At 43.0% G+C, this 12,035-nt stretch carries 14 protein-coding genes; 5 read left to right on the forward strand and 9 right to left on the reverse strand.

Annotation, left to right across the window (positions count from 1 at the left end):
• Nucleotides 1-42: 42 nt before the first annotated feature.
• Nucleotides 43-1,803 carry an ABC transporter ATP-binding protein gene (locus tag VM802_RS16405; protein WP_325532397.1) on the reverse strand — a complete coding sequence of 587 codons (1,761 nt, stop codon included), beginning with the start codon at nucleotides 1,801-1,803 and terminating at the stop codon, nucleotides 43-45.
• Nucleotides 1,804-1,941: 138 nt separating this feature from the next.
• Between VM802_RS16405 and VM802_RS16410 the strand changes: the two genes are divergently transcribed.
• Complete coding sequence (locus tag VM802_RS16410; protein ID WP_325532399.1) at nucleotides 1,942-2,460, forward strand: DUF4251 domain-containing protein; 519 nt, start codon at nucleotides 1,942-1,944, stop codon at nucleotides 2,458-2,460.
• Nucleotides 2,461-2,484: 24 nt separating this feature from the next.
• The gene (locus tag VM802_RS16415; RefSeq protein WP_325532401.1) at nucleotides 2,485-3,114 is read left to right on the forward strand and encodes an HAD family hydrolase; all 630 of its coding nucleotides are present in this window, start codon (nucleotides 2,485-2,487) and stop codon (nucleotides 3,112-3,114) included.
• Nucleotides 3,115-3,242: 128 nt separating this feature from the next.
• Here the strand turns inward: VM802_RS16415 and VM802_RS16420 are convergent, their stop codons facing one another.
• From VM802_RS16420 to VM802_RS16430, 3 genes are all read right to left on the reverse strand, one after another.
• The gene (locus VM802_RS16420; RefSeq protein ID WP_325532403.1) at nucleotides 3,243-4,502 is read right to left on the reverse strand and encodes an aminopeptidase P N-terminal domain-containing protein; all 1,260 of its coding nucleotides are present in this window, start codon (nucleotides 4,500-4,502) and stop codon (nucleotides 3,243-3,245) included.
• A gap of 72 nt (nucleotides 4,503-4,574) precedes the next feature.
• The gene (locus VM802_RS16425) at nucleotides 4,575-5,381 is read right to left on the reverse strand and encodes a DUF6597 domain-containing transcriptional factor (protein WP_325532404.1); all 807 of its coding nucleotides are present in this window, start codon (nucleotides 5,379-5,381) and stop codon (nucleotides 4,575-4,577) included.
• A 40-nt stretch (nucleotides 5,382-5,421) separates the two neighbouring features.
• Nucleotides 5,422-5,901: a hypothetical protein gene (locus tag VM802_RS16430; RefSeq protein WP_325532406.1), complete on the reverse strand. Its 480-nt coding sequence runs from the start codon at nucleotides 5,899-5,901 to the stop codon at nucleotides 5,422-5,424.
• A 171-nt stretch (nucleotides 5,902-6,072) separates the two neighbouring features.
• Between VM802_RS16430 and VM802_RS16435 the strand changes: the two genes are divergently transcribed.
• On the forward strand, nucleotides 6,073-6,591 hold the full coding sequence (locus VM802_RS16435; protein WP_325532408.1) for a hypothetical protein: 519 nt from the start codon (nucleotides 6,073-6,075) through the stop codon (nucleotides 6,589-6,591).
• Between the two features lie 606 nt (nucleotides 6,592-7,197).
• Here VM802_RS16435 and VM802_RS16440 read toward each other — a convergent pair.
• From VM802_RS16440 to VM802_RS16460, 5 genes are all read right to left on the reverse strand, one after another.
• The gene (locus tag VM802_RS16440) at nucleotides 7,198-8,313 is read right to left on the reverse strand and encodes a hypothetical protein (RefSeq protein WP_325532410.1); all 1,116 of its coding nucleotides are present in this window, start codon (nucleotides 8,311-8,313) and stop codon (nucleotides 7,198-7,200) included.
• Between the two features lie 177 nt (nucleotides 8,314-8,490).
• Nucleotides 8,491-8,985: a DUF4199 domain-containing protein gene (locus tag VM802_RS16445; protein ID WP_325532412.1), complete on the reverse strand. Its 495-nt coding sequence runs from the start codon at nucleotides 8,983-8,985 to the stop codon at nucleotides 8,491-8,493.
• Nucleotides 8,986-9,054: 69 nt separating this feature from the next.
• Nucleotides 9,055-9,474, reverse strand: coding sequence for a hypothetical protein (locus VM802_RS16450; RefSeq protein ID WP_325532413.1), 420 nt, complete (start codon nucleotides 9,472-9,474; stop codon nucleotides 9,055-9,057).
• Nucleotides 9,443-10,354 carry an HTTM domain-containing protein gene (locus tag VM802_RS16455; protein WP_325532414.1) on the reverse strand — a complete coding sequence of 304 codons (912 nt, stop codon included), beginning with the start codon at nucleotides 10,352-10,354 and terminating at the stop codon, nucleotides 9,443-9,445. Before VM802_RS16455 ends, VM802_RS16450 begins: the two co-directional genes overlap by 32 nt.
• A gap of 31 nt (nucleotides 10,355-10,385) precedes the next feature.
• Nucleotides 10,386-10,721 (reverse strand): hypothetical protein, encoded by a 336-nt coding sequence (locus VM802_RS16460; protein WP_325532416.1) that lies wholly within the window; start codon nucleotides 10,719-10,721, stop codon nucleotides 10,386-10,388.
• A 121-nt stretch (nucleotides 10,722-10,842) separates the two neighbouring features.
• On the opposite strand from VM802_RS16460, the gene VM802_RS16465 reads away from it, so the two are divergent.
• Nucleotides 10,843-11,136, forward strand: coding sequence for a transposase (locus tag VM802_RS16465; RefSeq protein ID WP_325532418.1), 294 nt, complete (start codon nucleotides 10,843-10,845; stop codon nucleotides 11,134-11,136).
• 5 nt (nucleotides 11,137-11,141) lie between these two features.
• Nucleotides 11,142-12,005 (forward strand): IS3 family transposase, encoded by an 864-nt coding sequence (locus tag VM802_RS32365; protein ID WP_414647094.1) that lies wholly within the window; start codon nucleotides 11,142-11,144, stop codon nucleotides 12,003-12,005.
• The last annotated feature ends 30 nt before the right edge of the window (nucleotides 12,006-12,035 follow it).

The following is a 12,035-nucleotide window of genomic DNA, read 5'->3' on the forward strand; positions in this document are numbered from 1 at the left end:
AAAAAAGCGGCTGCAATGATAATCAAATATCAGATAAAAAACTTATTTGTTTTCCTGGTGCTTCCATAACTCCTGGAATATCGGGCTGTTGTTGCGGAGATATGCGAAGTTGCCTTCCGCTACAACACGGCCCTGTTGCAGTACATAGATATGATCAAACTGCGGCAGGAGATGAAGGCGGTGCATGGAAGAGATGATCGCTTTATTCGAGAAAGCCTTGAACATCCCGGCGTAGATCATCGCCTCCGTCTTCGGGTCCACGCTGCTGGTCGGTTCATCCAGTAATATCACTTCGCTGCCACGTGCGGCCAGTATGCCGCGTGCAAGCGCCAGCCGTTGTTTCTGGCCCCCGGAGAGGTTCACGCCTTTCTCGCGGATGTCTGATGCCAGCCCGTCAGGCAGCATAGCTATCACCTCGGTAAAGTGTGCGCTTCCGCATACCTCCATGATCTCTTCCTGTGTAAATGGAAGACCAAGCGTAACGTTGTACTCAATGGTGTTTTCGAAAATCTCCGGTTCCTGCGGGAACAGGGTCACTGATTCGTTGAGTGTTGCCAGCGGAAAAGGCTGGCCATCTATGGAAAGGATTGTAGTATCTTCTGGCTCGTAAAGGCCCCTGAGAATAGAGAGCAACGTGCTCTTGCCGCTGCCGCTTTCACCTATCAGCGCAATCCTCTTACCCCGGCCTATTTCAATGTTCAGCTGGTGCAAACTTTGCGGCGCATGTGAATCATCATAAGTGGGAAGATGCGAGAAGCTGAGATCGTTCAGCATCACCTTGCTCCAGGAGGCAGGCATTTCAGGCGCTGCATCGGGCCGGTGATGATTCGTATAGGCATCGCTGATATTCTTGGCCGTTTCCACGGAAGTATTGTATTGTACAATATCAGTGTACTGCCATGCCACATCGTGAAACACGCTGGTGAACTGGTTTACATAGCCCAGCAGCATTACCAGCCCCCCTACATAGAACACCGCTCCGGGCTCCCGGTGCTGAATGACATAACCAGCGGCCACCACGCAGTAAATGAGTGTAACCATCACATCTGCTACAAACCATTTCCATTCATTCACTACCGTGTTGCGGCGGAACGGCGGCCATATCTTCGCTACTTTGGCCAGTAACCCGCTTTCCATGCTCTTTTCCAGTCGCAGTGTTATCACCGTCATGATATTGGAAAGACTATCGAACAACGTTGCTGAAACCACATGCTCTCCTTCATTGATCTGGTCCAGGGTTTCTATGAAAGGCTTGTCGAACTTCAATACAATCCATATACAGAAAACACCCAGTACAATGCCTATGGCGCCGAATAGCGGAGAGAAGTACAGCATGGCGCCCATAGAGAATACCAGCTTCGACAAAGCATGAATGTACATGAAACCATGTTCAAAGAATTGACGGAGCGCCTCATATGCTTTGCGTATACGGTTAATAACCGCACCGCTGTGATTATCCTGGTGCCATTTTACCGGAAGGTGCAGCGCCTGGTGATACCGCTCCTGTAAAAAGTTACGGCTGAGATTAAAAGCCAGCTGCCTTTCCAGTACGCGCGCAGGCCCGTGGAAGGCCCATTCCAGCAGTTTCAGCCCCATATATCCTGCTACAAACATCAACGTCGTATCCATAAGATGATCCGGGTCGCGCTGTATCTTCCCGATGAACCACCCGAACAACACTGGATTCAGCGAAAAGAAGATATTCGCAAATACAAACATGATGTATACCAGCAGATATTTTTTGCGTTCTTTACGCGCATAGGTCCAGGCGGTCTTCAGTAACGAGAAATAAGGGTTAGGCATGGTCTCGGATTTTAAAATCTGAGTGGTGAAATTACATCATCTTCTTTTACAATGCTGCTACTTGGCAGGATGCACAAAAAAATGTAGCTTACTATAAGAGTACGATATTTGTACTATCTCAAACGTAAATCACTCATTATGAAAAGCTCATTGGTCATTAAAGCGGGACTTATCCTTTCTATAGTTGTCATGACGGTAACGGGCGCATACGCCCAGGAAACAAAAGCCCAGAAGAAGGCGGAAGCTGCGGCGAAGATTAAGTCGTTGATAGAGGCGCGCAAATATGTTTTTGTGGCGCAGAGCGCATTGCCTATGAGTGGAAGGGTAAGGCAGATCACGCCCGATTATCACTTAACGGTAACCGCTGATTCAATTGTCAGCTATCTTCCTTATTTTGGACGCGCCTTTACAGCCGTATACGGCGCTACCAAATCGCCGCTCGATTTTAAAACCAAAAGTTTCGATTATACAAACACTCCCCGTAAGAAAGGCGGATGGGAAATAGCCATCAAGCCCAAAGACCAGGATGTACAATCTATGAACCTCACCGTTTTTGATGATGGATACGGCTCCCTCCAGGTAACCAGTAATAGCCGCCAGCCCATCAGCTTCAACGGTTATATACAGGAAATAAAGGAAAGAAAGAAAAAACGATAATTAATAGAGATAATCAGAAGAATCATGCAAGCACAAAAAACAAAGGCGGCTATCACCACCTTATTCCTGGACATTGGCGGCGTACTCCTCACCAACGGGTGGGACAGAAACGCACGTAAGCAGGCTGTACAAACTTTCGGCCTGGATGCACTGGAAACGGATGAACGGCACCACCTCACCTTCGACACCTACGAGGAAGGTAAGCTGACATTAGATGAATACCTGAACAGGGTGGTGTTCTACCAGGACAGGAATTTTACAAAAACACAGTTCAAAGAGTTTATGTTCGCGCAGTCAGCTGCCTATCCTGAAATGATAGAGCTGATACGTACCCTGAAGAACAAACACCAGCTGAAAATTGCAATCGTGAATAATGAGGGACGCGAACTGAATGAACATCGTATCCGGCAGTTTGGTATCGGCAATTTTGCTGACTTCTTCATTTCTTCCTGCTTCGTACATATGCGCAAACCAGATGCTGATATTTACCGCATTGCGCTCGATATAGCCCAGGTCACTCCCGGAGAAGTAGTGTATATAGACGATCGCTCCATGTTCGTAGAAGTAGCGCGTGGCTTAGGCATTAACGGTATCTGTCATAAAGACTACAGCAGCACCCTGAAAGCACTGGAAGAATTCGGATTAGGCATTTAGGAATTTAGGTATGTAGTTATTTAGGTATTTAAAATGCAGCAGAGATAGTGTTTGGTCAATATAAAAAAATAAACAAAACATATTCTCCGCTGCATTTTAAATACCTAAATACCTAAATAACTACATACCTAAATATTCATCAGTTCTTCTATTTCCTCCGCTTCTCTTGGAATATGCTCCATCAGGTCTTCGTAGCCGGTAGCAGTTACCAGCAGGTCGTTTTCAATTCTCACGCCTATACCTTCCTCCTCATTGTAAATACCTGGCTCGTTGGAAATAATAGCGCCTGCGGGTAATGGTTCATAAAAGTAACCGGTATCATGCACGTCAAGCCCCAGGAAGTGAGCAACATTGTGGTAACAATGTTTATCCAGGTAATAAGAGGCGCCATTCCTGCGGATGTCTTCCGCACTGCACAGCCCCAACCCGGATAATTCTCCGAGTAACAACTCATTGGAGGCTTTCCAGATCTCAGTAACAGGAACGCCTGCACGAACGTGCTGACGCAATTGCTTATGCACGCGTAGTACCGCATCGTAGTATTGCCGCTGGCGCGCCGTGAAGCGCCCATTGGCAGGAATGGTGCGGGTGAGGTCTGCATTGTAGTATTGCCAGCTGGCCGCAGCATCAATGAGTACGAGTTCCCCGTCGTGGATGATCTTTTCGCTGGCGCGGGAATGCAGGATGCAGGTATCCGGACCTGACGCCACTATCGCCTCATAGCCGGACCAGGTGGCGTTGTGCTGCATATATTCATGTATCAGCTCTCCGGCCACCTGCAAGCCGGATTTACCCGGCTTTACAGTTTTTAGCAGGCGGCGGAAGCCGGTTTCCGTAATATCACAGGCTTTTCTGAACAGTTCAATTTCTCCTGGCGTTTTGGCTGCACGTAGTCTGGCAAGAATAGGGTAAAGCCGCTCATAACGGTGCAGCGGATAAAGCTGTTTCAGCTCCTGCAGCAGGCGGTCTTCCCTTGTCTGGGTAAGGTTTTCGGAGCGCATATGCTCATCCTTGTTGAGATAGATAGCATCGCATAAGGGGATAATCTTTTTTAAGCAGGTATGGAATTCATCTGCATAATATACAGTGGAAATACCGGAGACCGCAGCTGCCTCCGCTTTATTGAGCCGCTTGCCCAGCCATTTTACAAACAGCTGGTCTACGCGTTTAATGAATAGAATTTCCCGCAGGGAAGGATCAGGATGATGCGGACACAGTATCAGCATGGCATCTTCTTCGTGTATGCCTGTGAGATAGTACAAGTTTACGTTGGGAATATAACGCATGGTGCCATCACCGTTGGTCGGCATAATATCGTTGGCGGTGAGTATGGCTACAGCGCCATTGGGCAGCTGTTTGCAGAGATTCTCTCGGTGTGTGGGATACATAACGTTGCCTTAATTTAATGTGGCAACAAACTTAGTGGAGCAGAGATTAAGAAGTGGTGTAAAAACGCGACATTATATAAACTGCTTTTTCCATTCCTTGCGGAAGTGGGAGAAGTCGTGGTACCCCAGCTCTTCCCAGTCAGCTTTATAACCATGCAGGGCATACTGCGTGGCAGCTTCACGGAACCGGATGATGGAAAGACACTTCTTGGGACTGATACCCAGCAGATCAGAGAAGTAGCGTTCCAATGTGCGGGGCGACAGGTACAGGAGGGAGGCCAGCTTCTTCAATTGATAGCCGCATTGCTGTAAGGCAGGACCGTTGAGTGATTGCAATACATAGGCGGAGTGCCGGTCAACGGGTAGGGTAGTATGCTGCCGGAGAAAATCTTCCAGCAACGCTTTGATAGCAGGAAGTTCTTTCGCATCATATACGGCGCTTTCCAGCTGCCGTATATGATGCAGTACATCGGCAGCTGGTAGTACCTGTTGGTATATATCAGTGCCTCTAATCCTGAAGAGATAATTCAGAGAGGCCGGCTTGAACTTGATGCCTACCAGGAAATTGTTGGAGCGGTGGTGGTAGGAGACAGGCGCGGCATGATAACCGATCACTTCACTGCCGGCACATACGTGCAGACAATGCTGCTCCCGGTCGTAGATGTCGAAAGGCGCACCGAGGTTGAGCACCAGCGAAGAATACATGTTGGCCAGGAGCAGTTCCTGGTACTCGTCCTGCTGCAGATCGCTATGCCGGAGATCAAGCATCCAGTAGAAAAGCACATGCGGCGCCAGATCCGGCGATGGCATCATGAACCGGTACTGGCTGGCGAAGTATTGCTGGTCAAGCAACTCTATATGCACGGCATTTTCTTTCACACTGCAAATCTAATTCAAAAGTACTGACAGCTAACAGCTGTTAGCTGTTAGTGCTGCGTGAATAATATCGCGTGGCCGATATGACTATCGGTAATCCGATCATCACCATGATGATGGCCAGGCCGATAAGGGCGCTGACTAACCGCATATTTCCATGCGGCACATGACTGTTCGGGATGACCACGAAGCTCATGAACAACCATACGCAGAGACCATACAGCGGGCCCGTAAGCAACGGCCTTTTTTTGAGGTCTGCTGGCAGATACCGGTAAAACAAAAAGAAGACAACCGTCCAGGTCATTGCAATGCAGTAATGGAACAGCAGTCCAAGCCAGGGCATGACCGGGTTGCCCGTAAAGGCATCTTGACCGAAAACACCGCTGGCCACAAAGGTGAGTACACCGGAAAAGTGTTTCCCCGTCTTAATAAAGTATTGGGTACAGGCCGACAGGATATCAAGGGTGCCGGCAAGCAGGCCTGTCAGGAAAATAGTACGGATCAGAGAGATTGGTTGTGACATACGTTATAGGTAATGGGCGGATTTATTTATCCTCTTAAATTAAAGATTTTGGCTGTAAAACCCAACTTCAGATAGATATAGTGGTAAACCTTTCAGCCGTTTTCATTGTTTTACCCGTACAGACCGGCATTTTGTAAACCACCCTAATACACCTCTCTTTAATTTCTTCTTATGCAGTTCAAAGCTTTTATACCCCAGTTACTAGTTGCCGTATTTATGTTGTCTACTCCAGGCTGTAAGCAGGAAGATAAAACTAAAGCCTACTGCCAGACCTTTATCCAACGGGAAATCATCCATAATAAAAACCATGAAGAACTCGCTGCCAGGTACAAGCTGCTGTGCACTGGGCGCTGCCCGGGTAAGGATAGTTGTGAAAAGATAACGATCACCTATAACCCGCCTCTCCCCAACGGGTTAGCTAAAAAACAATGGTGCGGTTGTCGTGGAGATACAATGCCACCTGCCTGTGATGTCATTTTATACACTTATAACTTTGGTGGCAGAATTGTTCAACAGGTAGACTGCACCCCACCCAATACTTGTCCGGTAACCAGCGATTCCTGTATCCAGCAAAACAAGGAAACCACTACAGATACCATTCGCTCAGCTGATCACAAAGACAGTCTCTATATCTACCATACGCAAATCTCATGTGAATGTATGAACCGGCAAAATGACAGGAAAGAATAACGCGCCTTGCTTCTTTTTAACAGTATTGGCACCTGTTATAAACAAATACCTTCACTTTCAGACCCGCTGGGACAAATATCGAACCACCAGTTATTGAAAGACATAGAAATCACAAGTAAATTAACAGTTTTGGAATAATTTCCCTACATGCCTACTTATTTTATGGTAGAAAAGTCATAACCGATATTCATTTAGAAGTAATTCCCATCAAATAACGTATCCATAATGAACTAAATATAAGACCTGTAAGGCTATGTCTTATAATTACCTTTAATTCTCTGAAATCACCGATATACAGGCTGTAATCATTGTGTCCGAGCAAGACGCCGATGAGCCCCCCTAGAACTGTCCCCAATAGAAGCAACCTTAGTTTGCTATTCAAAAAGAAATTTGTACGCGCCAACAAACTAAATATAGTTACTCCTATCAAGTAAATTCCAAAGTAGCCTAAAAACATAGCCCAATATACTATCAACATTTGAGGTAGCGTTTTTGCATCAGAAAAATCAAACAAAAGATCCAGTACATAGGAAAGAACGCTACTGATTACACTAATGCAGAGAAAGATCAATACGTGTATAATGATAATTCTTATGGTGGTTGCCTTTATTTGCATCCTATTTTCTGTTTAAAAGTTTCAATAGAAATTGTGCCGTCAATAACATCTTTAACAAGTTTATAATCCGGTCTCGAAATCGTTGGGGCAACAACGTTGGCAGCACCACCGTTCTCGTTAATTTTCGCGGTCATCTTTTCCTGAAGGCTACCCCAAAGTCTATCTGCAGTTGAAAACCCGAAATTCGTATACTTGTTTAAGAGATCGGGCAAGCCAAGAGTAATTCGATCTACTCCCATAGTATAAAAGGTATAGCCTCCATCAGCATCTGCAGTAACACCCCATCTCCTGTTGCCGCTAACCGGATGTTCAAAATCCTTTGGAGTATACGCTGTTTCGACAGTAAACCTATCAGTATTGAATTCAGTAACGATAACAGTGCCGTCATCTAACATATTTATGTGCAACATAGCTCCTAGTGGGTTCGCTGAGTTCCATAACGTTTCGTCATCAACAGAACCATATTTATATGGCTCAAAAGTAGCTTTAGCCGTATTAATATAGCCATTAATATCCTTTCTGAACATAGCTAATAATTCAGATGCGGTTACCTGTCTTCCATTAATTGTAGGGAGGCGCGAGATCTTAACAGGAAAATAATCACAGTTTATTACTTTCCCGTTGGCATCTATAATTCCCATAAGATGATACCTGAATATCGGATTGTAGATACTATACTGCTGGTCGAGAGTCAGGAGTCTATTTATAACGGATTGAGGTGCTTGATATCTACCCAACTCCAAGAATTTTTCAATTTGATTACACGGCAAAATACCGAACGGATTCTGTTGTAACAGAGATTCTATCTGTTGTAGGGCGCTTGGAGAAGACGGGGTCCCACCTCCACCTCCGCCACCGCCTCCATCACCGGGAGGAAGAGGCGTTATATCAGGATCTTTGCCAGGAATGCTACAATTGAATCTCTGAGAGTAGTTTAACCTCCAAACTGTAGCTTGACCATTATCACACGGGGAGCCTAGAGGCTGAGAGCATGGCTCTTTAGGGGCTGCTATTGTTGTCGTTATATTCCATGCGCCATCCCCACAAATTGAAGACCAGACACACCGGGTGGAGCATTCCGAAGCTAGCGGGTCAACAGGCAACATCCCCGGATCAGGGTTTAGCCCCCACAGGTCCACTGTATCAGCCCCAGGGCCAGCTTTTGCCTGTGGTGAATAAAACGATTTGTTATCACCTGTCGGCCCATTTATTCGTCGCCCACCATCAAAAAGCAGAAACCAATCAATAATTCATGAGGGGAATTTAAGAATCAAAAAGCATGGCTATCTGTTCAAAGCTTTCTCTTTTTTGCCAACTGCGGCGCCAATAATAGCAGCTATTGTGCCAGCTACCAGCGTTGAAAATAAAGAACCTGCTACAAGTAAAAACATAAACATCTTTTCTGTAAATCTCATGCTTTGCTCAAGTAATTCTCCTTGTTGCCCCTGTTTCTCGAGTGTTTTACGTGCACTTTCCAAGGTGAGCTGTTTAATATCAGGGAAGATGTACACAAGAAAAACACTGAATAGTGTATTAACTATAACAATAATTAGAGTAGCCTTAAACCCACTACCTATGATATTACCAAATGTTACCTTTCCATCATTAATTTGGGAATAATTATTACATGACACAATAATTCCAACTACCAAGACAACTATATTGATATACATCGTCCAATTGGCTTGGCTTAGACCAGCAAAATAATATAGAAGAGATAGTACAATTAGCACAATGCTCATTGACAATCCATAAAAAAGATAATTCTGTTTTTTCATTTTTGAAGGAATTTTCCGGCTAAATATTCTTGTAAAATGAGTATTAAGTGAATTGAATAGACATACAGTTTATATGGGCAGCTTTGCAAGTAGTTCCTTTAATCTCTCCCTATGAATATTACGCTTGAACGAGAAAATTTTTAGCTCATTTTCCTTTTGCTCACAATATAAAATAAGAAATTCAACCTTACTGACTAGTAGTTCCACATCGTCAATAGAGGAATTGGATATTTTTATATCTAACTCCTCTAATAAGAGATCAGTAATTGAATCAATAGTTCGGTGATCAATACTATTTTGATCAATAAACTCTTTAAGGCCCTTTACATCTAAACTATCAAAAAAGTCTTTATTTTTAAATTTTGTACTTCTAAATGCAACTTGAATATATTCAAGTGCTTTTCTCGGATTATTTTTTTTTAGAGTTAGAATGGCTCCCAAAACCTGGCCCAATTCTTCAACCATTTCTAAGATGTAATCTTTTTGCATACAATTTAAAATATGTTTTTATATTATTGTAAAACTGAAAGAGTTCTTCATCGGTAAAGAAAATGCCATATACGACAATAAAAATAATTTCAAAATCGTAAATCATCAGAAAAATGTAAATCATAATATGAAGCAGTATTCCCATTAAAAGAAGGGGAATTCTTAACTTTTTTATCCATACAAGAATGGGGAAAAATAATTCCCAAACCAAAGTAAAATAGGTACTGATTGTCACAAAAAAACCGTTTCGAGCTAATATTTTGTTTATAGATGTTCCCTGAAATCTCTCTACTTGAAGAATATAGTAATTTGCAATTCCATTATACCAAACGTCAGAATGTGCTTTCGCCAATCCCGAAATAAAATAGATCAAGCATAGGTGCAGCTTCAAATTAAATATTGAAATATTTGTAATCAAGTTGCTAGCGAATGACCAAAAGGGATTTCTCTGTCTTATTTTGGTTAACGAAAAATATTGGTAGCTGTTACAAAAAACCATATACAATATAATGAATTTTAGATAATTATCTCCACCATTTAATATATTGGCATTTAATCTTTGGATAATTTCAAAGACGGCATATAGAAATATTGCAGTTATATATTTACCAATACCCAATGCATAAAGCAAAATCAATATTTGATAAATAATAAAAATAATATCAAAATGTACCCTTAGCCAATCTTGATTAATACCTAAAAAATAAAAAAGGCCATCAAGTCCAGGAACAAAAAACGATTCCGGTTTATAAAGTAAATTAGTTAAGGACCAATGAAATATGACATCCTTTGCAAGATGAAAACAGATAAAAAGTCTCAATATCGATAAATAAAATAAGTGCTGCGATGGCTTGCTAAAATATATATAAATATTCTTCATTATTTGCATAGAATTTATGTCTTAACTACAACTACTCCGAATACTTTTCAGATAAAAAAATTAATTTTTCTGGCCTGACTATATCTACCCTGTCCTTATCTGCGAATGGTGGAATGTCCTTCCGTGTTATGATAAATTGTAAAATATATTTATTAATATCCAAGTTGTTAACCAACGCAACGACTTTTGAAAATCTCTTTAACGTTTGAATGGAGCTAATTTCTCTACCTTTTGCTTGCATATCTTCCATTATGCTTGTATATAGTTTTGCATCCTTTATTGCTGAATCTTTGAGGATCCTCGTGGTGGACATTTCCACCATCATATTCGTAATTTCATCAAAGCAACCCGCAAAAATATAATCCATACTTTCCTCCCGGTCATTGAAAGGGGCTTTTAGCTTCTTTTCTTTATTTATTGAGCTATATACTGAACTAGCCTATTTTGACGGACACTAAGTTAAGTTTGAAAATCTTAATTTAGTACATATGTCACAGAGAAAGACTTACAGCAAAGAATTCAAGGAAGAAGCCATACGTTTGGCAGCGCAATCAGGAGTAACCCAAGTCGCGCAAGACCTGGGTATTCATCCGAATATGCTGTATATGTGGAAGCGTCAATCAGAGCAGCAAAAGGATACGGCATTCCCAGGCCAGGGGAACGCTACAGATCCTGAAATGTCTAAACTTCAGAAAGAAAATGCACGTCTGAAGGAAGAAATTGAAATATTAAAAAAAGCAGCGGGTATCTTTCTAAATCGCTCCGGGAAAGATACACAGTGATCGCGATGCTGGCGGAGCAATTCAAAATAGTCGTTTTATGTCGGGTGTTGAAATGTAGTAAGAGCGCCTATTATGCATGGAGAGCAGGTAAAACTCGAAGGAGAACGACACATCGTAGGCGTTTGACAACCATGGTAAGTACTATTTATTATGGGGCAAAAAGGAGATATGGTAGTCCTAGAATCTACAGAGACATCAAGGCTGCCAACGTACCATGTAGCAGAAGCAGCATTGTGACAATCATGCAACAGTTAGGTTTGAGGGCTTATCATAAGAGAAAGTTTCGGATTACGACAGACTCTGATCATGATCTCCCTGTTGCGGAGAATCTACTTAACAGGGACTTTTCTGCTAAAACGATCAACAAAAAGTGGGTTTGCGATATTACGTACATCAGAACCCGGGAAGGATGGCTATACCTGGCTGTGGTAATCGATCTATTCTCGCGTCGGGTAGTGGGTTGGTCAATGAAGTCGCATATGAAGACGGAGTTGGTCCTTGATGCATTGAAGATGGCGATATCCACCAGACGGCCTCTGGAAGGGTTAATTCACCATTCTGACCGCGGGGTTCAATATGCTAGCCATGCTTATCAAAATGCTCTAAACAAGGCCCAAATGAGTTGCAGTATGAGCCGAAAAGGAAATTGTTGGGATAACGCTGTGGCAGAAAGTTTCTTTTCATCCTTAAAACGGGAATTGGTCCATCCAAACGGAGTTTTCGACAATATTATGCAGGCTCGAAGTGAAATATTTGCATACATAGAAACGTGGTACAATAAGGTTCGACGACACTCATCTCTGGGTTATGTGTCACCAGCAGAATTTGAATTTAACAATCAAAACGTATCTTTAAAAAATGTAGCTTAATTGAGTGTCCCGAATTTTAGGCCAAATACA

It is taken from the genome of Chitinophaga sp. (genome assembly GCF_035538455.1).
Classification (GTDB): Bacteria; Bacteroidota; Bacteroidia; order Chitinophagales; family Chitinophagaceae; genus Chitinophaga.